Consider the following 25,077-nt stretch of genomic DNA (forward strand, 5'->3'; position numbering starts at 1 on the left):
AGTTTTGCCTCGCCCCTCCGTCAGCCGCCAGAGCCTGTATCATGACTGATTCCGCGATTGCCGTGGCCGGCCTGGCCAAGACCTATGGTCAGGCAGAATCGCTGGTGCGTGCCGTTGACGGCATCGACTTCACCGTGAAGCCGGGCAGTGTCACGGCCCTGCTGGGCGGCAACGGCGCCGGCAAGACCACCACGATTGCCATGCTGCTCGGCCTGCTGAAGCCTTCGGCCGGCAGCATCGCCATCCTGGGCACCGACATGCTGCGCGAGCGCCACCGCATCCTGCCGCGGCTGAATTTTTCCTCGCCCTATGTGGACCTGCCGCATCGCCTGACCGTGCGGCAGAACCTGATGGTCTTCGCCGGCCTCTATGCCGTGAAGCAGGCGCCCGCGCGCATCGCCGAACTGGCGCAGGAACTCGATTTCGCCGCCCTGCTGGATCGCCCGGCCGGCGCGCTCTCGGCCGGCCAGAAGACCCGCGTGGCCCTGGCCAAGGCGCTGATCAATCACCCCGACCTGCTGCTGCTCGACGAACCCACCGCCTCGCTGGACCCCGATACCGCTGACTGGGTGCGTAGCCTGCTGGAAAAATACCGCCAGGAGCGCGGCACCACCATCCTGCTGGCCTCGCATAACATGGGCGAAGTCGAACGGCTGTGCGACCAGGTGCTGATGATGAAGCAGGGCCGCATCGTCGACCGCGGCACCGCGCCGGAACTGATCGCCCGCTACGGCCGCAGCAATCTGGAGGAAGTGTTCCTCGATATCGCCCGCGGCCAGGGCAAGGCCGCCGAACAGAAGGTGCCGGCATGATGACGGACTCGCTGAGCTGCAGCCTGCAGCGCATGCACGCCATGCTGCGCCGGCACTGGTATCTGCTGTCGGGCTCATGGACCCGCATTGTCGAGCTGATCTACTGGCCCGCCGTGCAGATGATCATGTGGGGATTCCTCACCCAGTTCCTCGCCAGCAAGACCTCCTATATCGCCCAGGCCTTCGGCGTCTTCCTCGCCGGCATGATGCTGTGGGACTCGATGTTCCGCGTGCAGCTCGGCGTGGCGATCTCCTTCCTGGAGGAGATGTGGTCGCGCAATCTGGGCAACCTGTTCGTCAGCCCGCTGCGGCCGAGCGAATTCGCCGCCTCGATCCTGGTGATGGGCCTGCTGCGCACCCTGGTCGGCATGATCCCGGTCAGCCTGATGGCCTGGCTGTTCTTCGACTTCTCGGTCTACAGCATGGGCCTGGGCCTGGCCGGCTTCTTCTTCAGCCTCACCATGTTTGGCTGGGCCATCGGCATCGCCGTCTGCGGCCTCATCATGCGCCATGGCCTGGGCGCCGAAAGCGCCGCCTGGGGCGCCATGTTCCTGATCCTGCCGGTGGCAGCGGTGTATTACCCGGTCAGCGTGCTGCCGGGCTGGCTGCAGGCGGTGGCCTGGTCGATGCCGCCCGCCTATGTGTTCGAAGGCATGCGGGCGCTGCTGGTGGACGGCGTGCTGCGGCAGGATCTGCTGATCGGCGCCTTCGCGCTGAACGCCCTGTATCTGGCGCTCGGCTTTGCGGTCTTTCTGAGCCTGTTCGAGGCGGCGCGCCGCCGCGGGCTGTTACTGGGCCAAGGCGAATAAAGCCACGCCATCGGTCAACAGTCGCCCCAGAAGCCGCACCGGCAGCAGGGTAAACAGGCCCGGAATCACCAGGGCGCCGAAAAACAGGCCGATCATCGCCATGCGGTGCCGGGCGACCTTGCCGCGCCGGATCGCCAGGATGGCCAGGGGCACCAGAACCAGCACCAGCACGCTGAGCGCATGAATCGGGCTGAAAGTGCCGGTGATGCCCGTGATCCAGAAGGAACTGACCGCTGCCGTCAGCATCAGGCCGACCCAGAGCCAGCCAAGCAGCCGGTGTGCGCCGGTGCCCTTGCGGCGCACCAGCATGGCGATTCCCAGCAGCAGCGCCAGAAATGTGGCCGCCAGATGGATATGAACGGCCGGGCCGGCCGTTAGAAGCGGGGCGAAATTCATGCCGCCAGCCTGCTGCGGCCCCTGCAAAACCGCCAGCGGCTTGCTATATAGATGTGACTTGGATCACCGGTTTTCCGGGATTTAGCCCAGTGATACTTAAGGATTTGCCGTGAGCGCCACCATTGCCCTGGTCGATGACGACCGCAACATCCTCACCTCGGTCTCGATCGCGCTGGAAGCGGAAGGCTACAAGGTCCGCACCTACAATGACGGCGCCGAGGCCCTGCGCCACCTGACCCAGCAGGTGCCCGATCTCGTCATCCTCGACATCAAGATGCCACGGCTCGACGGGATGGAAACGCTGAGCCGGCTGCGCCGCGTCAGCCAGGTGCCGGTGATCTTCCTCACCTCCAAGGACGAGGAGATCGACGAGGTGCTGGGCCTGAAGATGGGCGCCGACGATTACATCACCAAGCCGTTCAGCCAGCGCCTGCTGATTGAGCGGATCAAGGCGGTGCTGCGCCGCGCCGAAGCCAATCGCCCGGGCGCCGAGCAGACTTCGGCCGACAAGATGATTGTGCGCGGCGCGCTGGAACTGGATCCGGCCCGCCACCGCTGCACCTGGAAGGGCGAGGATGTCACGCTGACCGTGACGGAATTCCTGCTGCTGGAAGCGCTGGCCCAGCGCCCCGGTCATGTGAAGAACCGCGATCAACTGATGGATGCCGCTTACGACGACAATGTCTATGTCGACGATCGCACCATCGACAGCCACATCAAGCGGCTGCGCAAGAAGTTCAAGAGCATCGACGACGACTTCGACTCGATCGAGACGCTGTATGGCGTCGGCTACCGCTTCAAGGAACCGGCGGCGTAAGCTGCCGCCTGAAAGAAGGACGATCACGGAGATGCGGCGGTGAGCGAACAGCGCACGCGACGGCGGGTGATGTCGCCGCTGACCCGCCGCATCCTGCTGATCAACCTGGCGGCACCGCTGGCGCTGGTGCTGGCCTTTTTCTATCTCGACCAGTTCCGCCTGAGCCTGATCGACACCCGCATCAATGCGCTGCGCTATGAAGCCAACCTGATCGCCGGCGCCCTGGGCGAATCCGCCATTTCGCCCACCGAATTCACGCCGACGCTGGAGCCGGAGCTGGCGCGCCAGCTGATGCGACGCCTTGCCACGCAATCCAGCGCCCGCGCCCGGCTGTTCGATGCCGAGGGCGAGATGATTGCCGACAGCCGCCTGCTGCTGGCCGCCGGGCGCGGCGTGGTGACCCGCCAACTGGCGCCGCCCAATATCGACACGCCCTGGGAACAGGCGCTGATCGGCCTCTACGACAACATCAACGCCCTGTTCATGACCACCCTGCAGCTGCCGAGCTATGTCGAGTTGCCCTTCACCCATGCCAACGATTACCCGGAAGCCAGCCGCGCCCTGAACGGCGAAAGCGGCGAGCAGCTGCGCGACCTGCCCGACGGCCGCATCATGCTGTCGGTCGCCGTACCGGTACAGGGCCTGCGCAAGGTGGTGGGGGCCCTGCTGCTGAATATCGACAGCGCCGAGCTGGATGCCCGCGTGCGCGAGGAGCGGCTTGGCGTGCTCAAGGTCTTTGCCGCCGTGCTGGGCTTCACCGTGCTGGCCTCGCTCTATCTCGCCGGTGCCATCGTGCGGCCGGTGCATCGTCTGGCCGAGGCGGCAGGCCGCATCCGCGACGCCAAGGGCCGCATCGCCCATCTGTCGCTGCCCGATTTCTCTGGCCGGCAGGATGAGATCGGCGATCTTTCGAGCGTGCTGCGCGCCATGACGGCGGCACTGTCCCAGCGTCTGGACGCCATCGAGAAATTCGCCGCCGATGTCTCGCATGAAATCAAGAACCCGCTGACCTCGCTGCGCAGCGCCATGGAAACCTTCATGCGCACCGACAAGCCGGAACTGCGCACGCGGCTGCTGACCGTGATGCAGGATGACGTGCGCCGCATGGACCGGCTGATTACCGATATCTCCGGCGCTTCGCGCCTGGATTCCGAACTGGCGCGCACCGAAGCACAACCGATCGATATCGCCGCCATGCTGCAGTCGGTGATCGAGCCCTACGCCACCCGACTGGGCGATAGCGGCCCGCATATCGAACTGAAGCTGATCGAGCCCGGCCCCTATCTGGCGCCGGGCTTTGAGGACCGCCTCGGCCAGGTGGCGCGCAACCTGCTCGACAACGCGATTTCCTTCAGCCCGCCCGCGGGCATCATCACGGTCATCGTACGCCGGGAACCGCGCCACATCGTGTTCAGCGTCACCGATCATGGCCCCGGCATTCCGGAGGAAAACCGGGAATCGATCTTCGAGCGCTTTTACACCGAACGCCCATCCGCCGAGGCTTTCGGTCTGCATTCGGGCCTCGGCCTCTCGATTGCCCGCCAGATCGTGCAGTCGCTCGGCGGCCAGATTCATGCCGAGAACCGTGACGACGGGCCGACCGGTGCCCGCTTTGTGGTCCGTCTGCCGCTTTGAACGGCGGGTATTAACCAACCCGGCGGATATCCACAGAAGCATGTATTGACAGTGCACGGAGCGGGCGGCAGGCTGCCCGCCCATGCTGACTGTCCACGCAACCTGTGTGGCGATTGACGGCGAGGCGGTGCTGCTGCGCGGCCCCTCGGGCGCCGGCAAATCCGACCTCGCACTCCGACTGATCGAAGCCTATGGCGTGGCCGGCGCCATGCTGGTGGCCGACGACCGCACGGCTTTGCGCCGCCAGGGTGCGCGCGTGATCGCGGCAGCGCCTGCCGCCATCCGCGGCCTGCTGGAAATCCGTGGCCTAGGCCCGGTGCCTGTGATGGCCGCCGATCCGACGCCGCTGGCGCTGGTGATCGATCTGGTGACCGCCGCCGACGTGCCCCGCCTGCCCGATGAAGCTTACGAAACGCTGTGCGATGTCGCATTGCCCCGCCTCGCGCTGCATGCCTTCGAGGCCAGTGCGGCGGCAAAGGTGAAATGGGCATTGGCCCGTGCCGCCACCGGCCGGCTGTTCACGCCGGCCGAAGCCTTCGGCGCCGAGACTGTCGTTGCGTTCCGGCAGCAGGCCTGATGGTCATGCCCGCCGCGGACCCTGCCAAAGCCGAGCCGATCCGCGTTGTCGTCGTCACCGGCCTGTCCGGCGCCGGCAAGACCACCGCCCTGAAGGTGCTGGAGGATCTCGGCTACGAAGCCGTCGACAACCTGCCCATCTCGCTGCTGCGCCGCCTCGCCTCGCCCGAGGATGAGCCGGCATCCGACCAGCCGCGCCGTGCCATCGCCGTGGGCATCGACAGCCGCACCCGCGGATTCCAGACCGATGCGTTGATTACCGTGATCGGCGAACTGAAGCAGCGCGCCGACCTGGCCGTGCAGCTGCTGTATTTCGACTGCAACGACGACATCCTGCTCAAGCGCTTCACCGCCACGCGGCGGCGTCATCCGATGGCCGCCGACCGGCCGGTCGCCGACGGCATCGCCACCGAGCGCCGCCTGATGCTGCCGCTGCAGAGCGAAGCGGATGTCACGCTGGATACCTCCGCCCTGGCATTACCCGAATTCCGGCAGGTTATGGCCGCGCAATTCGCGCTGGACGCCCTGCCCGGCCTCAGTATCATGGTGACCTCGTTTTCCTACAAACTTGGCCTGCCGCGCGAGGCGGATCTGGTGTTCGATGTGCGCTTCCTGCGCAATCCGCATTATGACGAAGTCTTACGACCGCAGACTGGCACCGAGCCTGCGGTGGCCGCCTATGTCGCGGCCGATCCCGGCTATGACGATTTCTTTTCCCGGCTCACCGGCATGATCGGCGCACTGCTGCCGCGCTACGCCGAAGAGGGCAAGCGCTATCTGACCATCGCCATCGGTTGTACAGGCGGACGCCACCGTTCCGTAGCGGTTGCCGAGGCCCTGGGCAAACACTTGCGCGATGCCGGACAACGTGTCGATATCCGCCACCGCGACCGCGATCTGGCCCCGGCCTGAACCTTGGCCTGACGCAGCCGTTAAAGGATCCCCAGCCCCATGCCCCGTCACAAGATCGATAGCGTCCCATGATCGGTATTGTCGTCGTTACCCACGGCCGCCTGGCCGAGGAATTCATCCACGCCACCGAGCATGTGGTCGGTCCGCAGAAAAGCATGCGCGCCGTCTGCATCGGACCCGATGACGACATGGAGCAGCGCCGCGCCGATATCCTCGCCGCCGTCGCGGCCGTCGAAACCGGGCGCGGCGTGATCGTGCTGACCGACATGTTCGGCGGTACGCCCTCGAACCTCGCCATCTCGATCATGGACCAGGCCAAGGTGGAAGTGATCGCCGGCGTGAACCTGCCCATGCTGATCAAGCTGGCCAGTGTGCGCGCCAAGGCCGATCTGGCCACGGCGGTCAGCGCCGGCCAGGAAGCCGGCCGCAAATACATCAACGTGGCGTCCAAGCTGCTGGCGGGAGAATCCGCCTGATGAATGCCCCGACGGCCAGCGGCGCCCTGACGCGCAACGTGACGATCCCGAACCAGCGCGGCCTGCATGCCCGCGCGGCAGCCAAGTTCGTCCAGGTGGTCGCCCGCTTTCCCCAGGCCCGCATCCAGGTCTCGAAAGACGGCCAGACGGTCAACGGGGAATCCATCATGGGCCTGATGATGCTGGCCGGCACCCAGGGCAGCAGCATCGATATCGCCGCCACCGGCGCCGAAGCTCAGGCCGCCCTGGAGGCCCTGGTCGCCCTGGTGGAGGGCAAGTTCGGGGAGCCTGAATAGGCCGTAGACGGTCATATTCCTATATAAAGATTTCTTTATGTAAGGCTGGACAGACCCGGCCGCCCCCTGCTATACCGGCGCCCAGTTTTGGAAATCTCGCCAACTGGAGCAGCTGAAATGAGCGCGGATTACATCGTTAAAGACATCGGCCTGGCCGACTGGGGCCGCAAGGAACTGGATATGGCCGAGACCGAAATGCCCGGTCTGATGGCCACCCGCGCCGAATTCGGCAAGTCGCAGCCGCTCAAGGGCGCGCGCATCGCCGGCTCGCTGCACATGACGATCCAGACCGCCGTGCTGATCGAAACCCTGCAGGCGCTCGGCGCCGACATCCGCTGGGCGTCGTGCAACATCTATTCGACCCAGGACCATGCCGCTGCCGCCATCGCCAAGGCCGGCATCCCGGTCTTCGCCGTGAAGGGCGAGTCGCTGGAAGAATACTGGGACTATACCCACAAGATCTTCGAATGGGCCGATGGCGGCGCACCGAACATGATCCTGGACGACGGCGGCGACGCCACCCTGCTGATCCATCTGGGCATGCAGGCCGAGAAGGACGCCTCGGTCATTTCCAAGCCGACCAATGAGGAAGAGACCGTCCTCTATGCCGCGATCGCCAAGAAGCTGAAGTCCTCGCCCGGCTGGTATTCCAAGATGGGCACCGCCATCAAGGGCGTGACCGAGGAAACCACCACTGGCGTGCATCGTCTGTACGTCATGGCCAAGGAAGGCCGCCTGCTCTTCCCGGCGATCAACGTCAACGACAGCGTGACCAAGTCGAAGTTCGACAACCTGTATGGCTGCCGTGAGAGCCTGGTCGACGGTATCCGCCGCGGCACCGACGTCATGATGGCCGGCAAGATCGCCGTCATCGCTGGCTACGGCGACGTGGGCAAGGGTTCGGCCGCCTCGCTGCGTAACGCCGGCTGCCGCGTCATGGTCACCGAAATCGATCCGATCTGCGCGCTGCAGGCGGCGATGGAAGGCTACGAAGTCGTGACCATGGAAGACGCCGCCCCCAAGGGCGACATCTTCGTCACCGCGACGGGCAACCTGGATGTCATCACCATCGACCATATGCGCGCGATGAAGCATCGCGCGATCGTGTGCAACATCGGCCACTTCGACTCTGAGATTCAGATCGGTGCGCTAAAGAACATGAAGTGGCACAATGTGAAGCCGCAGGTGGACGAGGTCGAGTTCCCCGACAAGAAGCGCATCATCGTGCTGTCGGAAGGCCGTCTCGTGAACCTGGGCAACGCCACCGGCCATCCCAGCTTCGTGATGAGCGCCTCCTTCACCAACCAGGTGCTGGCGCAGATGGAGCTCTGGACCAATCCGGGCAAGTACGACAAGCAGGTCTACACCCTGCCCAAGCATCTGGACGAGAAGGTCGCCAGCCTGCATCTGGAGAAGGTCGGCGCCAAGCTGACCAAGCTGACCCCGGTGCAGGCCAAGTATCTCGGCATCGCCGACAAGGGCCCGTTCAAGCCGGATCATTATCGCTATTAATGCAGGCCACCAGCCTGACAGACGCAAAGGCCGGGGTATTCCCCGGCCTTTGTTGTTTCTGACGCCTTGTCTATAGTGGCCGGCATGTCTGGGGCTGTGGAGATGCAAGCGTGAACGAGACGGTCTGGGTAGCGGTTCTTGCCGCGGCCGCAGCCGGTTTCGCCGGCTGGCAGACATGGCGCCTGCGCGGCCTGACCGATCGGCTGCAGATCGCGGAAGCCGAAGCGGTCGCCACCGGCATTGCCCGCGACGGCGAGCGCAAGGCGGCACAGGCCCTGCAGCAGCGCCTCGATGCCCTGCTCGCCGAAAACGACTCCTTGCGTCAGGCCGAACAGCAGGCCAGCGCCCTGCTGGATGCCGCGCCCTTCCCGATCTGGCGCCGCGATGGCGAAGGCCGCCTGCTCTGGGTCAATGCGCGCTATGCCCTGATGGCGGAAACGACCGCGAAAGACGCCATCGAACGCGGCCTGGAACTGGCCTCCGCCCACGATCTCGACCAGCCGCGCGACCTGGCGCTGGCCGCCCGCGAGGCGGCGACACTGCGCTCGCAGGAACGCCGGTTCGTTGCCGAAGGCGACCGCCGCAACTATCGCATCTTCGAACTGCCGGCCGGCGACGGCACGCTCGGCTTCGGCCAGGACATCACGCCCGAGGCCGACGCGCGCGGCCAGCTGCGCCGCCATATGGAAGCCCATATGGAAGTGCTGCGCACCATCTCCACCGCCACCGCGATCTATGGCCCGGACCGCAAGCTGCTGATCTGGAACCGCGCCTATGCGCGCCTGTGGCAGCTCGATGAAGCCTGGCTGGAAACCCGCCCAGGATTCGGCGAAGTGCTGGAACAGTTGCGGGCCGAACGCCGGCTGCCGGAACAGATCGACTGGCAGACTTACAAGCGCAGCCAGATCGGGCTCTTCACCACCGTGATCGAGCGGCAGGAAGAGCTGATCCATTTGCCCGATGGTTCGACCTTGCGGCTGGTGATCAGTGCCTATCCCTCGGGCGGCCTGCTCTTTGCCTATGACGATGTGACGCGGCAGCTCACCCTGGAGCGCGCCACCAACACCATGATCGCGGTGCAGCGCGCCACCCTGGACCATCTCTACGAAGCCGTGGTCGTCTATGGCTCGGATGGCCGCATCTCGCTTTACAATCGCGCCTTCGCGCAGCTCTGGCAGATCGACCCCGATGTGCTGAACCGCCAGCCGCATATCACCGAAGTGCTGGAAGCCGCTCGCCCACTGATGCAGCGCGGGCCTGACTGGGTGCAGCTGCGCGAGCGCCTGATCGACAGCTTCGCCAGCCGCAAGGCCACCCGCGGCCGGCTGGAGCGCGGCGACGGCACCGTGATCGACTATGCCTCGGTGCCGCTGCCCGATGGCGCGGTGCTCTATACCTATCTCGATGTCAGCGCCAGCATCCGTATCGAACGCGCCCTGCGCGAGCGCAACGAGGCGCTGGAACGCACCGACCGCATGAATGCGGCCTTCATCAGCAACATCACCCATGACCTGCGCTCGCCGCTCGGTACGCTGATCAGCATGACCGAGGTGCTGGCCCAGGGCATCCTCGGGCCGATGAATGCCCGGCAGGAAGAATACTGCGCCGATATCATGAAGACCTCGCGCGACCTGCTGCGCCTGCTCGACGATATCATCGCCATCGCCACCATCGAGGTCGGCCAGATGGCGCTGGATCCAGAACCCCTGGCGCTGGAAACCCTGTGGCGCGACGAAGTGACAGCCTGGCGTGAACTGGCCGACCGCCGCACCATCCGCCTCGATCTGCCCGACGGAAATACCGGCGGTGCCGTAATCAGCGGCGACGAGCAGCGCCTGCGCCAGGCGCTCGACAGCGTGATGGCTGCCGCCCTGGACGGCACACCGCAGGGCGGCCATGTGGCGCTGCAGCTGGGCAGCAGCCGCGCCGGTCATGTCAACCTGCGTATCGAATGCCACAGCGGGGGCTTAAGCCCGGTGCAGCCGCGCCAGCTGTTTGCCGATCTGGTCGATGCGCCCGACCGCCGGCGCGCCAATGCCGACCTGTCACTGATCGTCGCCCGCGGCCTGTTCGACCTGCATGGCGCACAGCTGCGGCTCACCGGCGAGCAGGATGGCACGCAGGCCGTGGAAATCCTGCTGCCGCGCCATGAGGGCGACAGCCTGCCGGCAGACGCGATTGCGGCCCTGACGGCCCGTCAGTAGACTCAACCCCATCATGCCGCTGATTCGCCGTCTTTCGCTGCCCGACGAGGCGGCCACCGCCGCTTTGGCGCTGGCGCTGGCGCCGCAGCTTAAGGCTGGCGATGCCCTGCTGCTGGATGGCCCGCTGGGCGCCGGCAAGACCAGCTTCGCCCGCGCCCTGATCCGGCATCTGAGCGGTCCCGGCACCGAAGTGCCCAGCCCCAGCTTCAATCTGGTGCTGACCTACGATACCGATGCTGGCACGCTGTGGCATTTCGATCTTTATCGCGTCAGCGATATCCGCGAGCTGGACGAACTCGGCCTCGACGATGCCCTGCGCGATGGGATCACGCTGATCGAATGGCCCGACCGCATGGGCAATCAGGCCCCGGCTTCCGCCCTGACCATCCGCCTGACCCCTACGGCCGGCGCCGATGGTCCGCGCCAGGCCGACCTGCTAGGCGATGCCGCCTGGGCCGCACGTCTGACTGATTTTACGGTGTCCGCGCATGACTGACCGCCTGTTGCTGTCCACGGCCTTCATTGCCAAAGCCGGCTGGGGCGACGCCGCGCGCAGCAGGCTGGCCGGCGACGCTTCGTTTCGCAAATACGACCGCCTACAGCGCGGCGCGACTTCGGCCGTCCTGATGGATGCGCCGCCGCCACAGGAAGACATCCGGCCGTTTGTACGCATCGCCCGGCATCTCGAAACCCTTGGCTACAGCGCGCCGCGCATCCTGGCGGAAGACGCGCAGCACGGTTTCCTGCTGCTGGAAGATTTAGGCGACGATCTCTTCGCCCGCCTGATCCGTGACGGGCAGGATGAAACCTCGCTGTATGAAGCGACCATCGATTTCCTGCTCGACCTGCATCGTCATCCGGCGCCCGCCGGCATCGCGCCTTACGACGAACAGCGCCTGATCGATGAAGTGGAACTGTTCCTCGACTGGTATCTGCCGGCGCTGACCGGGCGCGAGACGCCGCAATCCCAGCGCCAGGCCTTCCGCTTCCTGTGGAGCATCCTGGCGCCCGAAGTGGATACCGAACCGCGCGTGCTGGTGCTGCGCGACTTCCATGCCGAGAACCTGCTGTGGCTGCCGCAGCGCGAGGGCCCGGCCCGTCTTGGTCTGCTGGATTTCCAGGATGCGGTCGCAGGGCACCCGGCCTATGACCTAATCTCGCTGCTGGAAGACGCACGCCGCGATGTCGATCCCGATCTGGCTGAAGCGATGCTGCAGCGTTACATCGCCGGCAGTGGCGTGAACGATGCGCAATTCCGCCGCGCCTATGCCATCCTCGGCGCCCAGCGTAACACCCGCATCCTCGGCATCTTCACCCGCCTGTGGAAACGCGACGGCAAGCCGCAGTATCAGGCTTTCATGCCCCGCATGTGGGGCCTGGTGGAACGCGATCTGGCGCATCCGGCGCTGGCCGATCTGCGCGGCTGGTTCGATGCCATGGTGCCGCAGGCGCTGCGGCGCCAGCCGCTGCCGGGCCTGTGATGGACCGCGCGCCCGCAACGGCAATGGTGCTGGCCGCCGGGCTGGGCACGCGGTTGCGGCCGATCACCGACCATACGCCCAAGCCGCTGGTCCATGTCGCCGGCCGCACGCTATTGGATCGCTGCCTTGATCGTCTGGTCGAAGCCGGCGTGCAAAAAGCCATCGTCAACATCCACTGGCTCGGCGATAAAATCCGCGACCATCTGGCGACGCGCCACGACATCGCCATCACCATTTCCGACGAAAGCGACCGGCTGCTGGAAACCGGCGGTGGCATCGCCAAAGCGCTGCCCCTGCTGGGCGATGCGCCCTTCTATGCGGTGAATGCCGATCTGATCTGGCGCGATAACGGCGAGGCCTCATTGAACCGTCTGGCCACGGCCTTCGATCCAGCGCGCATGGACGGCCTGCTGCTGCTGCAACCACGCGAACGCGCCACCGGTCATGGCGGGCCGGGCGATTTCGATCTGGCGGCCGATGACCGGCTGATCCGGCGCGGTGCACAGCCAGCAGCGCCATATGTCTATACCGGCGTGCAGATCCTGCAGCCTGCGCTCTTTCACAACGCGCCGCCGGACGCCTTCTCGCTGAATACCCTCTACGACCGCGCCATTGCCGCCGGCCGCCTGCATGGCCTGGTGCATCGCGGCGACTGGATGGATGTCGGCACCCATGACGGCCTCGCGCAGGCCGAGGCATTACTGGCATGACACGCGCGGCCGACCCCGCCGTCTTCACGATTGCGCCGGGCCGCGCCTTTCTCGATGCGCTGGCCGCCGGCATCCTGCAGCGCTATGGCCGCGATCCGCTGCAGCTTTCCGGCGTCACCGTCCTGCTGCCCACCCGGCGCGCCTGCCGGGCGCTGGGCGAAGCCTTCCTGCGCCAGAGCGACGGCGCGGCGCTGCTGCTGCCGGTGATCCGCCCGCTCGGCGATATCGACGAAGACGAACTCGACCTGCATGACAGTGACAGCGCCGGCGAAGCCCTGCCCTTCACCGCGCTGGACCGCAGCCTGCTGCTGGCGCGCCTGGTGCGCGCATCGGAGCTGGCCGGCGGCGATCCGGCCACGGCGCTGCGGCTGGCGCGCGAGCTGGGCCATCTGCTCGACTCTGCGGCCACCGAGGAAGTCGGCCTCGACCGCCTGCCCGATCTGGTCCCGGCGGAACTCAGCATCCACTGGCAGCAGACGCTGGATTTTCTGCAGGTGATCCGCACCGCCTGGCCGGCAATCAAGGCCGAGCAGGGCCGGCTGGATGCGGCGGAACACCGCCAGCGCCTCACCCAGCGCTGGGTCGAGCACTGGCAGCAGCATCCGCCGACCGGGCCGGTGATCGCCGCCGGCTCCACCGGCACCATTCCCGCCACCGCGCGGCTGCTGCAGCTGATCGCCCGGCAGCCGCAGGGCTGCGTGGTACTCCCCGGACTCGATCAACGGCTGGACGATGCCGCCTGGACCGCGGCCCATACCGAACCAACCCATCCGCAGCATGCCCTGGCGCGCCTGCTGGATGTGCTGGGCGTGCTCCGCGGCACCGTGCAGGACTGGCCCGGCACGGATAGCGATGAAACGGCCACCGCGCGCGCCGCGCTGTTCTCGGCCGCTCTGCTGCCGCCGGGCGAAACCCATCGCTGGGGCGGCATGGGCGCGGCGCTGCCTGATAGCGCGCTGCAGGGTCTGCAGCGCATCGCCGCACCGGGACCGCGCGAAGAAGCGCTGGCGATTGCGCTGCTGATGCGCGAGACGCTGGAACAGCCGGGCCGCACCGCGGCGCTGATCACACCCGACCGCATGCTGGCGCGCCGCGTCGCCGCCGAACTGGCGCGCTATGGCATCGCCATCGACGATTCCGCCGGCACGCCGCTGGACCAGACGCCACCGGCCGTGTTCCTGCGCCTGTTGGCCCAGGCGGTGGCGGAGGATTGCGCGCCGGTGCCGCTGCTGGCGCTGCTGAAGCATCCCTTCTGTCGGCTCGGCCTGCAGCGCCTCGACCTGCTGCGTTGGACACGGCGGCTGGAACGCGCCGTGCTGCGCCGGACCCGGCCGCAGACCGGCCTGCCCGGATTGTTTGCCGACCTGCAAAGCGAAAAGGATCGCGACCTGCTGCCGGTGCTCGGCCGCCTCTCGGCCATCCTGCAGCCTTTGCAGGCGCTGCAGCAGCAAACCGATGTCGCCCTGGACGAGCTGCTGCGTGCGCAGATCGCGGCGGCCGAGGCGCTGACCGCCGCCGAAGACGACGACGCGCCATCGCTGTGGCAGCACGACAGCGGCGAGACCCTGCACGGCCTGGTGGTCGATCTGCTGCAGGCCGCCGGACAGTTCGGCAGCCTCGACCCGGCCGCCTGGCCGCGCCTGCTGGATGCCCTTCTGGAAGGCCAGGTGGTGCGGCCGAAACGCGGCGCGCATTCGCGCCTGTTCATCTGGGGCCTGCTGGAAGCCCGACTGCAGCATGCCGACCGCATCATCCTCGGCGGCCTCAACGAAGGCACCTGGCCGCCACAGGCCAGAGAGGATCCCTGGCTGAGCCGGCCGATGCGCGAAAAACTCGGCCTCAGTCCGCCGGAATTCCGCCTGGGACAGACCGCCCATGACTTCATGCAGGCCGCCTGCGGCCATGACGTGATCCTGACCCGCGCCGCAAAGGTCGACGGCACGCCCACGGTGCCGGCGCGCTGGCTGCTGCGGCTGGACGCACTGCTGGAGGGTGATGCGCGCTGGTCCGCGACTGACGCGTCGCAATATCTGCACTGGGCCGAGCAGATCGATACGCCAACGGAAAAGCTTGCCTCCGTCTGGCCCGAGCCACGCCCGCCGGTCGAAGCTAGGCCACGCGCGCTCTATGTCACCGCCATCGAAACCTGGATCCGCGACCCTTACGCGCTCTATGCCAAGCACATTCTGAAACTGCGCAGCCTGGATCCGCCGGACCAGCCGCCGGATGCCCGTCTGCGCGGCGAGGTGATCCACAGCGTGCTGGAGACATTCCTGAAGACATATCCGGACGCCTTGCCGGATGAAACAGCGGCGCTGGCGGAATTGCAGGCGCTGGGCCGGCAGCAGTTTGGCCCATGGCTGCTGCGGCCGGAGATCGCGGCTTTGTGGTGGCCGCGTTTCGAGCGCGCCATGCAGTGGTTCCTGACCTGGGAACGCGCACGCCGCGCCGCCGGCTGCCACCCGGCTGTGCTGGAACAGGAAGGCGCGCTGGAAATCGCAGCGCCGGCCGGGCTCTTCACCTTGCAGGCCAAGGCCGACCGTATCGACCGCAACAGCAGCGATGGCAGTCTGGCCGTGCTGGACTACAAGACCGGCCGCCCACCCTCGGCCAAACAGGTGCATACAGGCCTGTCGCCGCAACTGGCGCTGGAAGCAGCGATTGCTGCAGCCGGCGGCTTTGCCGGCCTTGCCCCCGGCATTATCGCCGAACTGGTTTATATCCGCTTGAGCGGCGGCGGCGCGGAGCCGGGCGAGGCGCGTCGCATCGAAAGCACCAGCCGCACGAAAATTCCACCGGCAAATGAACTGGCGCAGGAAGCCCTCGCACGACTGGCCGCCTGGGTGGCGCGCTTCGATGATGCCGAGATGCCTTATCTGTCGCGGCCGCGCCCGCAATTCGTCGACTATGCCGGCGACTACGATCATCTTGCCCGTGTCGCCGAACGCGCCGAGGGCATGGGGGACGAGTCATGACCCCCGATAATGAAAAACTGGCCCATGAGATGGGACAGCGCACCGCCGCCGATCCCTCACTGTCGACCTGGGTGGCCGCCAATGCCGGCGCCGGCAAGACCACCGTGCTGGTCGACCGCGTCACACGCCTGCTGCTGAACGACACGCGGCCGAGCGGCATTCTCTGCCTCACCTTCACCAAGGCGGCGGCGGCGGAAATGCAGCTGCGCCTGACCAAACGGCTCGGCAAATGGACAACGCTGCCTGATGCGGCCCTCAAAGAGCAGCTTTTCAAGCTGCTCGGCCGCGCGGTCACCGACAGCGACATGGGCGCGGCACGGCGATTGTTCGCCCGCACACTGGAGGCGCCCGGTGGCCTCAGACTCCAGACCGTGCACGCTTTCTGCGAAGCCCTGCTGAAGCGTTTCCCGGTCGAGGCCAATGTGCCGCCGGGCTTTGCCGTGGCCGATGAAAGCGTGACCGCCGACCTGTTCGCCGCCGCCCAGGCGCAGGTGCTGGGCGACGGCCTGCGCGATACCGGCTTCAAGCCGGTGATCGACTTCTTCGCTGCCAGTGTCGATGACACGCGTTTCGCCGCCCTGCTGAAAGCCCTGCTCGGCCGCCGGCGCGATCTCGCCCTTCTGCTCGACGCCCATGGCGGCGCGGCAGCGGCCATCGGCGCGCTCCATGCCATGCTCGACCTGCCGCCCGATGCGACCCGCGACAGTACGATTGCCGCTTATATCGACGCCATGGATGGGCCGGCACTGCGGCGTGCCGTCGGCGCCCTGTGCAGCGGCGGCAAGACCGACCAGAAGATCGGCCTGCCGCTCGGCGACTGGCTGGCCGCCAGCATGCCGGCCGCAACCTTCGAAAGCGACTGGCTGGCCGGATTCTTCACTGCCGAAGGCAAGCCGCGCGCCAGCATGGCCAGCAAGGCCGCCATCGCTGTCGCCGCCGATTGCGGCGACATCCTGGGCGAGGAACAGACACGCCTGATCGAGCTGCAGCAAACCCTGAATGCTCTCACCATCGCCGAGGCCACCGCCATGCTGCTGCGGCTGGGCGAGCGCGTGCTGACGGCCTATACGGCGCTGAAGACCGCCCGCAGCCAGCTGGACTATGACGACCTGATCCTGAAAAGCCGCGACCTGCTGGTCGAGCCGAGCCAGGTGCCCTGGGTGATGTTCAAGCTCGACCAGGGCATCGACCATATCTTGGTCGACGAAGCGCAGGATACCAGTCCTGACCAATGGTCGGTGATCGCCGCCCTGGCCGAGGAATTCTTCAGCGGCAGCGGCGCGCGCGACGGCCTGCGGCGCACCGTCTTCGCCGTCGGCGATGTCAAGCAGTCGATCTACAGCTTCCAGGGCGCGCGACCACAGGCCTTCCTCGACATGCGGCAGGATTTCCGTCGCCGTGCCGAGGCCGTGGGCGAACAGCTGCATCCGGTGCCGCTGGAAATGTCGTTCCGCTCGGCGCCGGCGATCCTGCAGCTGGTGGATGCCGTCTTCGCGCCGGAGGCCGCCCAACCCGGCGTGGTGCAGGATGGCGTGCTGCTGAATCACAAGGCCAGCCGGCGCGAGGCCGCCGGCCGCATCGAACTCTGGCCGCCGCTGAAGCCCGATCCGAAAGCCGAGAGCGAACCCTGGGATGCGCCGCTGGATTACGTCGGCCAGAAGGATCCGCGCGTGCGCCTGGCCGAACAGATCGCCGCAACGATCCGCCACTGGATGGATCACGAAGACCTGCCCAACCAGGGCCGCCGTCTGCGCGCCGGCGATGTGATGATCCTGGTGCGGCGGCGCAACGTGTTCTTCGAGGCGATGGTGCAGGCGCTGAAAACCGCCAATGTGCCGGTCGCCGGCGCCGACCGCATGAAACTGGCCGAACAGATCGCCGTGCTCGACCTGCTGGCGCTCGGCCGTTTCTGTCTGCTGCCCGATGACGATCTGACGCTCGCCGCCGTGCTGAAAGGCCCGCTGTTCAATTTCAGCGAGGACGATCTGTTCGCGCTGTGCTGGAACCGTGCGCAGCCGCGCCTGTGGCATGCCCTGCGGGCCCGCGCCGGCGAACAGCCGCATTGGCTGGCGGCGCTGCAGGAGTTGCAGGCGCTGCTGGGCAAGGCCGATCTGACACCGCCGTTCACGCTCTATGCCGAGCTGCTGGGCGCCGGCGGCGGCCGGCGGCGCCTGATCGCGCGGCTGGGTCCGCAGGCCAACGAACCGATCGACGAATTCCTCGCCGCCACGCTGGCCTACGAACGCGAGGAAGCCCCCAGCCTGCAGGGTTTCGTCAGCTGGTTCCCGCGCCATGCCGGCGAGGTGAAGCGCGACCTCGACCAGGGCCGCGACGAAGTGCGCGTGCTGACCGTGCATGGGGCAAAGGGCCTGGAGGCGCCGGTGGTGATCCTGCCCGATACCTGCGACCTGCCGCAGGCGCAGGGCGACGAAGGTCTGCTCTGGGGCGAAGCGCCGCAGCCGCCGATGCATGCGCCCGGCCCCGCACTCGCACGCGCCGTGCCGCAGCTCTACTGGCCGATGCGCAAGGACAACGATGTGGCCTTGACGACCGGCCTGCGCAACGCACGCCACGGCGAGCAGCTGGCGGAATACCGCCGCCTGCTCTACGTGGCGCTGACCCGCGCCCGCGACCGGCTTTATATCTGCGGTTACCTCAACAGCCGCACGGCCGAAAAAGGCCCGGCGCCAGGCAGCTGGTACGATCTGGTCGCCAATGGCTTTGCAGCCCTGCAGCCGCAGGAGGGCATAGCGCTGCCCTGGGGCGATACGGCCCTGCGGTTCGAGAGCTTCCCGTTAAGCCGCGGCACAGCCGAGGCCGAGGCGCCGGTCGTGCCGGCCATGCCGACGCCGGCCTGGCTGCATCGGCCGGCACCGCCCGATCCGACGCCGCCGAAACCGCTCAGTCCCTCGCGGCCCAGCAAGGCCGATCCGCCGCCGCTCAGTCCCATGGCCGCCGACCGTCTGGCCGGTCTGGCGCGCGGCCGCCTGATCCATCGCCTGCTGCAGATCCTGCCCGAGCTGCCCGAGGCTGACCGTTCCGAAGCCGCCTTGCGCTTCCTCGCCCATCCTGTCCATGGCCTGGCCCCGGCACAGCAGAACGAGATCGGCAGCGAAGTGCTGGCGGTGCTGCGCGACCCGGATTTCGCCGGGGTCTTTGCCGCCGGCGCCCGGGCCGAAGCCCCGCTGGCCGGACGGATCGGCAACCGGCTGGTGGCGGGCCAGGTCGACCGTCTTCTGGTGACAGACGCGGCCGTGCTGGTGGTGGATTACAAGACCAATCGCCCGCCGCCGCTGCGGGCCGAGGATGTCGACCCCGCCTATCTGGACCAGATGGCGCTGTACCGCGCCCTGCTGACCCGGATTTTTCCCGACCGTCCGGTCGAGGCCGCCCTGCTCTGGACCCATGCCCCGCGGCTCATGCCGCTGCCGGCTTTGCTGCTAGATCAGCGGCTTGCGGCTTTCACTGCAACGTGACTGGTCGTAGGGTAGGGCTGTGCCTAGGTTGACGCGATGATGCTGACCACTTTTCGCCGCTGTGGATTATTTTTGCTGCCGGGCCTTGTCGCCCTGGCCGCAGCAATGCCGTCGCGCGCGCAGAATCAGGCCGCGCCGCAACTCGTGGTGCTAGAGCTGTTCACCAGCCAGGGCTGCAACTCCTGTCCGCCGGCCGATGCGCTGATGAAGGACTGGCGCCAGGAGCCCGGCGTGCTGCCGCTGTCGCTGCATGTCGATTACTGGGACTATCTCGGCTGGAAAGATACGCTCAGCCGCAAGGGTCATGGCGTGCGCCAGCAGGACTACGCCCGCAACAGCGGTAAGCGCGAAGTCTATACGCCGCAGGTGGTGGTGGACGGCCAGTTCGCCGTGGTCGGTTCCGACCGCGATGCTGTGGCCTATGCGATTTCCAAGGCGCGCAAGCAGCAGCATGTGACCATGAAGGCCGAGCACAAGGCCGGCCAGTGGCAGGTGCGCGTACCCGATATCGACAAGGCGCTGGCGGAAAAAGGCTGGGCCGGCGAGGCCAAGCTGCTGCTCTGCCGCTACGACTTCCAGCATGACGTCGCCATCGAACGCGGCGAGAATCACGGCCGCACGCTGAATTACCTGAATGTCGCGCGGGTCTGGGCCGAACTCGGCCGCTGGCAGGGCAAGGCGGCGTCTTATGAAGTGCCGGCGCTCACCGATATCGACTGGAGCCGGCAGGGCGCCGTGGTGCTGCTGCAGGCCGTCAACAGCCACGGTGTCGGCCCGATCATCGGCGCCGTCGACCTGAAAGCGCCGCAATAGCGGCACGCAACCCATCGGTCACAGCCGCAATCGTTGACACTGCAGCCGGCGCGGCGGAAGCTTTCGCCATGACCGCAAACAGCCGGATCGAACATCGCCTGCGACTGGCCGACCGCAACGACCTGCCGCGCCTCAACGAAATCTCCCGCGGCGCCTTCAGCGATGCCGCCACGCTCGACCTCGCCGCCCTGCAGCGCGATGAAAGCCTGTTCCTGGCCGAATGGCGCACCGCCGTCGATGGTTTCACCGTCCTGCTGCCGATGCATGCCAGCCTGCTGGTCAACCGCCTGGCGGTCGCCGAGGAAGCGCGTGGCCAGGGCCTGGGGGGTTGGATGCTCGACTGTGCCGCCCAGCATGCCCGCAGCCTCGGCCTGACCGCGGTGGAGGTGCAGCGCCCGGTGCAGGACCGCGCCGGCATCGACTGGCTGCGCCACCGCGGCTTCACGCCCGATCCGCATGGGGGTAACAAGATCTACCTGCGGCGTGCGGTCTGAAGAATAAAAAAACACAAAGGGAAGACGCGATGAGTGAACAGAAACCGGCCCTGCTGCCCTCCAGCACCGTGCTGATGATCCGCGATGGCGAGGCCGGACTGGAAGTCTTCATGGTCAAGCGCAACCATGCCATCGACTTCGCCTCCGGCGCCATGGTGTTTCCCGGCGGCAAGCTGGCCGCCGGCGACAGCGATCCGGTGCTGATGGGCCGCCATGCCCGGCCCGGCGCCTTCGATCCGCAGCTCACCGCCTTTGCCTTCGGCGCGATCCGCGAAGCCTTTGAGGAATCCGGTCTGCTGCTGGCGCGTAAAAAGGGCGACGGCAAACTGCTGTCGGCCGAGGCCGTGGAAAAGCTCGGGCCCTGGCGCGAACCGCTGAACCGCGGCGACAAGTCGCTGCGCGACATGGCCGAAGCCGAAGGGCTCGATTACGCGCTGGACAGCCTGGTGCCGTTCGCCCACTGGATCACCCCCGAGGTGATGCCCAAACGGTTCGACACCTGGTTCTTCCTGGCCCGCACGCCGGAAGACCAGATCGGTGTCCATGACGGCAGTGAGTCCGTCGAATCCGAATGGCTGGGCGCGCAGGCCGCGCTGGATGCCTGGGAAGCCAAGACACGCACCATCGTGTTTGCCACCCGCATGCAGCTGGTCAAGCTGGCGCGTTCAAATGATGTGGACAGCGCCCTGAAAGCCGCAGCCGTCGATGCCATCGTCGACGTGATGCCGGTGCTGGACAAGGTGAGCTTCAGCGAACCGCATCTGCGCATCCCGGCCGAAGCCGGCTATGGCGTCACCGAAATTCCGCTCAGCCGCGTCGGGATGTAAGCCGGGACAGAAGAAGGTTCAGCCCTTCTTCTCGTCCTTCTTTTCCGGCTCATCCTTCTCGATCAGGTCCTTCAGGCGGCGCGTGAAGTCGCGTGCCGTGAAGTCGGGCGCCAGATAGGCCCAGCCGTCGAGGCGGCGGGTAGCCTCGTTGGCCTGCTTCTCGGCCTCATCGGGCTTCAGCAGATCCTTGTTTGCGGCATCAGGTTTCGCCAATGCGGCGTTGTAGGCGACGGCGATGGTCATCCAGAACTTCTTGTCCTGCTCGGCCGGGATCACACGGATCGTCGCCTTGATGCCATCCAGCGTGACGATCTCGGTCACCGTGGCCTTGGCGAAATCATGCTCGGCCGCCTTGTCCACATCCTCGAAATTCGGATAGGCCAGCGCACCCGGCACCGCGTTGATGTCATAGGCCGACGCCGCCTTCATGCCCCTGGGCACGCCCTGCAGCACGAAATCGACGCCCGAGCCATCGGTCTTTTCCGGCCCGCGCAGGACCTTCAGTACTTCGCCGTCGGGATGCGTCACGGTGGCAGAGGCGACCCGGCTGCGATCCAGCTTGATCATATCCTTCGCCAGCCACTGGGCCGGTTCGGCGGGCAGCTCCAGATAGCCCTGAGCCAGCCAGGCGCGGGCGTCTTCGGGTTTGCGCACATGCATCTGGCCCGGCTTGCCGCCGCTGCCGAAGCTGCGCGCCTTGCCCACGATCACCGCGGCAATCGATTTGGCATCGGCATCCACCAGCCGCACCAGGATCGGACCGGGATCGGATTTCGCCGTCTCGTCCACCGGCTGATATTTGTCGGGCTCGGAAACCTGCAGGCGGCTGTAATGCTCGGGCTTGTCGGTGCGCGGCTCCACCGTTTCCAGCCCGGCAATGCCCAGTACATTCTTGCGCACCAGATCGGCGCGCACCGGATAACCGCTGCGGCTCGGCATGGTCCACTGGTCTGCCGTCGCGCCGCGTTCGATGCGGAACAGCGCCTTCGTCGTCGCAATCTCCAGCGAGGCCACATCGTTGACCTTGGCGGTCAGGCCGGGGAACAGCGGCCGTGGCGTGAAATCGGCCTGCGAGGCCTGGTCGCGTGACGTGGCCACCCACCAGCCGGCCGCGCCGATCACAACGGCCGCAGCGACCAGAATTGCCCAGGTTTTATTGCGCATCTGCATGACGTGACTCCCGACTCTCAGCCTTCCAGCGCGCGACGGATCCGGCGACGGCGCCAGACGATGGCGAGACCGACCGCGACCAGCGCGGCCAGCAGCGGCATCAGGCCGATATTGATGAACTTCACCAGCAGCTGCACGCTTTCGATATCGCGGTTCAACTCGCGCTGCACGCCGCGCAGCTCGCGCCGGGTTTCCAGCAGCTGGTCGCGGAAGGTAGTGATCGCGGCTTCCTGCTCGGCGCTGAGCAGGGCGTTGGACTGCTCCTGCGCCTTGGACTGCAGGTCGGCCAGCTGCTTCTGCGTGGTTTCCAGCTTCTGCTCCAGCACGCGCTGGCGGGCAAGGAACTGCTGGTCGGCCTGGCGGCGCATGCCGTCGATCAGCTCGAACGGCCGCTGCGACTTGCCGCGGCTGCGCAGCCCGATCAGGTCGCCCGAGCCCGACATATTCTCGATCGCATTGACCAGGAAGTCGGCATTGGCGGCAATCGGCACATACATGCTCTGGCCCATCATCTGCTGCGTGCGCACCCAGAAGCGGTCATCCAACAGATCGGCATCGGCCACCAGCAGCACATTGATCGGCTTGACGCTCTCGGTCAGTGCCGCGGCCGGGGCAGCCGTCGCCGCGCCGTCCTTCTTCTCAGCTGCCGGCGCGCCATTGGGGAAAGCCGTCTTGGCGTTGCCGCTGATGCGGGCCGCCAGCACATAGGTCTCGCCGCCGGCCTTGAACTTCTCGGCCAGGATCTGCGGATTGGGATCGCCCTGCAGGTCGGCGATATCCATCAGCATGGTCTGGTTCGACGAGGTGATCAGCGGCGTCACCGTGGTGGTGGCGCCATCCAGCTTGCGGATCGCGCCCATCGAGGCGGCATTGATCTGCGTCAGATCAGCCGTCACCACATCGGCATGGCTGAGATTCTCCGGCGGGATCGCCAGCCACGGCACGTAATCGACCACGGCCGCCGCACCCGGACGACCGGTCTGCACGCGCTGGGCGAGGCTCAGATCGGCAACGAACTTGCCGGCCTGCACTTCGATGCCCCAGGCCTTGAACAGCTCGGGCAGCAGCGAGGACTGGTCGCCGCCCGGCGTCGGCTGGCCGGTCATCGGATTCGGCTGCGCCGCCATGGTTTCGGAGTAAGGATCGGCGAAGACGATCAGGCGGCCGCCCTTCAGCACATACTGGTCGACGGCATACTGTGCCTGCGGGCTCAGGTCCTTCGGATGCGCCAGCACCAGCGCGCCCAGCTTGTCGTCGATCTCCTCCGGCTTGGAGGGATCGAGCATCTTCACCTGGAAGAACTGCTTGATCTGCTCGAGGATCAGATAGGGCTGCGCCTGGCCGCGCATGGCCGCCATGATGCCGCCCGGGCCGTATTCCAGCGGCATGGCGCCGAGGATGCCGATGGTCGGCTTGGTCGGGTTGCTCAGTGCAAAAACCAGCTTGGTCAGATCGTATTCGAGGAACTGCTCCTTCTCCGCCTGGAAGAAGGGCACCACCTGCTGCTGGTCCAGCGCATTGCTGCCGACCAGGCCGAAATACAGCGAGCCGCCGGGCAGCTGCGCGCCCTGCAGGCCGGCCTGCACCGCGCGGTCCTCGGCTTCCGAGAAGGGTTCGGGATCGATCACTTCCAGACGGATCTTGCCGCCCGACAGCGAGGCATAGCGTTCCAGCAGTTCGCGCACGCGGGTGCCGTACTGCTTCAGCTGCGGCGCATTGCCGGCCAGCTTGTCGGAGAAGAAATAGCGCAGGGTGATCGGCTCGGGGATCGCCTTCAGCACATTGCGGGTGCCGTCGGATAGCGTGTAGAGCCGGGCTTCGGTCAGGTCGATGCGGGTGTTGCGCAGACCCTGGTTGACCACGACGTTCAGGCCAAGGAAGACGGCAAAAGCGGCGATCAGGCCGGTGCCGGTGAGAAGGGCTTTGCTGCCGGACTTCATGACTCAACCCGCCTTCTTGAGGTCGACGACAACGGCCGTGGCATAGAGCCAGACCGCGATCAGCGAAAGGAAGAACACCAGATCTCGCAGATCGATCACGCCATCGGTGATGGCGTTGAAATGCGCCAGGAAGCTGAAGGAGGCGATGGTGTCGACGATCAGCGCCGGCGCCCAGCCCTGGAAGAAGCTCAGCACCATCGGCGCGCCCGAGACGGTGAAGATGAAGCAGACCAGCACGCTGACCACGAAGGCGATCACCTGGTTCTTGGTCACCGCCGAGAGACAGCTGCCGATCGCCAGATAGGCACCGGCCATCAGCAGGCTGCCGATATAGCCGGCGAGGATGACGCCGTTATCGGGCGAGCCGAGCCAGTTGACGGTAAGCCAGAGCGGGAAGGTCAGCAGCAGTGCGATGCCGGCGAAGGCCCAGGCGGCGAGGAACTTGCCCAGCACGGCGGCCCACAACGGGATTGGTAGAGTGAGCAGCAGCTCGATGGTGCCGCTCTTGCGCTCTTCCGCCCACAGCCGCATGGCGATGGCCGGCAGGAAGAAGAGATAGAGCCAGGGATGGAACAGGAAGAAGGCCTTCAGGTCGGCCTGGCCGCGTTCGAAGAACTGGCCGAGATAGAAGGTGAAGATTCCCGCGGTGAACAGGAACACCACGATGAAGACATAGGCCACCGGGGTGGAGAAATAGCCGCTGAATTCGCGGCGCAGAACGGCAAGCATCGGTTTCATGGGTCTGG

At 66.5% G+C, this 25,077-nt stretch carries 22 protein-coding genes; 18 read left to right on the forward strand and 4 right to left on the reverse strand.

Features of this window, described 5'->3' with window-relative positions; all coding sequences use genetic code 11:
• The first annotated feature begins 41 nt into the window (after positions 1-41).
• Positions 42-812 (forward strand): ABC transporter ATP-binding protein, encoded by a 771-nt coding sequence (locus tag AC1ROB_RS19155; protein WP_492969512.1) that lies wholly within the window; start codon positions 42-44, stop codon positions 810-812.
• On the forward strand, positions 809-1,621 hold the full coding sequence (locus tag AC1ROB_RS19160) for an ABC transporter permease (protein WP_492969511.1): 813 nt from the start codon (positions 809-811) through the stop codon (positions 1,619-1,621). Before AC1ROB_RS19155 ends, AC1ROB_RS19160 begins: the two co-directional genes overlap by 4 nt.
• Here the strand turns inward: AC1ROB_RS19160 and AC1ROB_RS19165 are convergent.
• On the reverse strand, positions 1,601-2,017 hold the full coding sequence (locus AC1ROB_RS19165; protein WP_492969510.1) for a DUF2306 domain-containing protein: 417 nt from the start codon (positions 2,015-2,017) through the stop codon (positions 1,601-1,603). The two genes, AC1ROB_RS19160 and AC1ROB_RS19165, sit on opposite strands and share 21 nt — an antisense overlap.
• 109 nt (positions 2,018-2,126) lie before the next feature.
• Here AC1ROB_RS19165 and AC1ROB_RS19170 point away from each other — a divergent pair, with 109 nt between their 5' ends.
• The 16 genes from AC1ROB_RS19170 (at position 2,127) to AC1ROB_RS19245 (ending at position 21,221) form a co-directional block, all read left to right on the forward strand.
• The gene (locus AC1ROB_RS19170; RefSeq protein WP_492969509.1) at positions 2,127-2,834 is read left to right on the forward strand and encodes a response regulator transcription factor; all 708 of its coding nucleotides are present in this window, start codon (positions 2,127-2,129) and stop codon (positions 2,832-2,834) included.
• Positions 2,835-2,873: 39 nt separating this feature from the next.
• The gene (locus tag AC1ROB_RS19175; protein WP_492969508.1) at positions 2,874-4,469 is read left to right on the forward strand and encodes a stimulus-sensing domain-containing protein; all 1,596 of its coding nucleotides are present in this window, start codon (positions 2,874-2,876) and stop codon (positions 4,467-4,469) included.
• Positions 4,470-4,551: 82 nt separating this feature from the next.
• Complete coding sequence (locus tag AC1ROB_RS19180; protein WP_492969507.1) at positions 4,552-5,046, forward strand: HPr kinase/phosphorylase; 495 nt, start codon at positions 4,552-4,554, stop codon at positions 5,044-5,046.
• Positions 5,047-5,051: 5 nt separating this feature from the next.
• The gene (rapZ, locus tag AC1ROB_RS19185; RefSeq protein WP_492969506.1) at positions 5,052-5,957 is read left to right on the forward strand and encodes an RNase adapter RapZ; all 906 of its coding nucleotides are present in this window, start codon (positions 5,052-5,054) and stop codon (positions 5,955-5,957) included.
• 68 nt (positions 5,958-6,025) lie between these two features.
• Positions 6,026-6,433 carry a PTS sugar transporter subunit IIA gene (locus AC1ROB_RS19190; RefSeq protein WP_492969505.1) on the forward strand — a complete coding sequence of 136 codons (408 nt, stop codon included), beginning with the start codon at positions 6,026-6,028 and terminating at the stop codon, positions 6,431-6,433.
• Positions 6,433-6,729, forward strand: a complete 297-nt coding sequence (locus tag AC1ROB_RS19195; RefSeq protein ID WP_492969504.1) for an HPr family phosphocarrier protein — start codon at positions 6,433-6,435, stop codon at positions 6,727-6,729. The genes AC1ROB_RS19190 and AC1ROB_RS19195 overlap by 1 nt, the downstream gene beginning before the upstream one ends.
• A gap of 117 nt (positions 6,730-6,846) precedes the next feature.
• The gene (gene ahcY / locus AC1ROB_RS19200) at positions 6,847-8,241 is read left to right on the forward strand and encodes an adenosylhomocysteinase (protein WP_492969503.1); all 1,395 of its coding nucleotides are present in this window, start codon (positions 6,847-6,849) and stop codon (positions 8,239-8,241) included.
• A gap of 110 nt (positions 8,242-8,351) precedes the next feature.
• Positions 8,352-10,445: a PAS domain-containing sensor histidine kinase gene (locus tag AC1ROB_RS19205; protein WP_492969502.1), complete on the forward strand. Its 2,094-nt coding sequence runs from the start codon at positions 8,352-8,354 to the stop codon at positions 10,443-10,445.
• Positions 10,446-10,458: 13 nt separating this feature from the next.
• Positions 10,459-10,941: a tRNA (adenosine(37)-N6)-threonylcarbamoyltransferase complex ATPase subunit type 1 TsaE gene (tsaE, locus tag AC1ROB_RS19210; RefSeq protein WP_492969501.1), complete on the forward strand. Its 483-nt coding sequence runs from the start codon at positions 10,459-10,461 to the stop codon at positions 10,939-10,941.
• Entirely contained in the window at positions 10,934-11,926 is a 993-nt protein-coding gene (locus tag AC1ROB_RS19215) for an aminoglycoside phosphotransferase family protein (RefSeq protein ID WP_492969500.1), read from the forward strand. Before tsaE ends, AC1ROB_RS19215 begins: the two co-directional genes overlap by 8 nt.
• A complete protein-coding gene (locus AC1ROB_RS19220; protein WP_492969499.1) occupies positions 11,926-12,636 on the forward strand; it encodes a nucleotidyltransferase family protein in 711 nt (236 codons plus the stop codon). The genes AC1ROB_RS19215 and AC1ROB_RS19220 overlap by 1 nt, the downstream gene beginning before the upstream one ends.
• The gene (gene addB, locus AC1ROB_RS19225; RefSeq protein ID WP_492969497.1) at positions 12,633-15,611 is read left to right on the forward strand and encodes a double-strand break repair protein AddB; all 2,979 of its coding nucleotides are present in this window, start codon (positions 12,633-12,635) and stop codon (positions 15,609-15,611) included. The genes AC1ROB_RS19220 and addB overlap by 4 nt, the downstream gene beginning before the upstream one ends.
• Positions 15,608-19,087, forward strand: a complete 3,480-nt coding sequence (gene addA, locus AC1ROB_RS19230; RefSeq protein ID WP_492969496.1) for a double-strand break repair helicase AddA — start codon at positions 15,608-15,610, stop codon at positions 19,085-19,087. Before addB ends, addA begins: the two co-directional genes overlap by 4 nt.
• A gap of 36 nt (positions 19,088-19,123) precedes the next feature.
• Positions 19,124-19,900, forward strand: a complete 777-nt coding sequence (locus AC1ROB_RS19235) for a DUF1223 domain-containing protein (protein ID WP_492969495.1) — start codon at positions 19,124-19,126, stop codon at positions 19,898-19,900.
• A gap of 68 nt (positions 19,901-19,968) precedes the next feature.
• Positions 19,969-20,394: a GNAT family N-acetyltransferase gene (locus tag AC1ROB_RS19240; RefSeq protein WP_492969494.1), complete on the forward strand. Its 426-nt coding sequence runs from the start codon at positions 19,969-19,971 to the stop codon at positions 20,392-20,394.
• A gap of 29 nt (positions 20,395-20,423) precedes the next feature.
• The gene (locus AC1ROB_RS19245) at positions 20,424-21,221 is read left to right on the forward strand and encodes an NUDIX hydrolase (protein WP_492969493.1); all 798 of its coding nucleotides are present in this window, start codon (positions 20,424-20,426) and stop codon (positions 21,219-21,221) included.
• A gap of 18 nt (positions 21,222-21,239) precedes the next feature.
• On the opposite strand, the gene AC1ROB_RS19250 is transcribed toward AC1ROB_RS19245, so the two are convergent.
• From AC1ROB_RS19250 to AC1ROB_RS19260, 3 genes are read right to left on the reverse strand one after another with little or no spacing between them, the layout of a single operon-like run.
• On the reverse strand, positions 21,240-22,391 hold the full coding sequence (locus tag AC1ROB_RS19250) for a DUF4340 domain-containing protein (protein WP_492969492.1): 1,152 nt from the start codon (positions 22,389-22,391) through the stop codon (positions 21,240-21,242).
• Positions 22,392-22,408: 17 nt separating this feature from the next.
• Entirely contained in the window at positions 22,409-24,331 is a 1,923-nt protein-coding gene (locus AC1ROB_RS19255) for a GldG family protein (protein WP_492969491.1), read from the reverse strand.
• Positions 24,332-24,334: 3 nt separating this feature from the next.
• Positions 24,335-25,069 (reverse strand): ABC transporter permease subunit, encoded by a 735-nt coding sequence (locus AC1ROB_RS19260; protein WP_492969490.1) that lies wholly within the window; start codon positions 25,067-25,069, stop codon positions 24,335-24,337.
• Positions 25,070-25,077 lie beyond the last annotated feature (8 nt).

Source organism: Ferrovibrio sp. GW821-FHT12F09, from assembly GCF_058806775.1.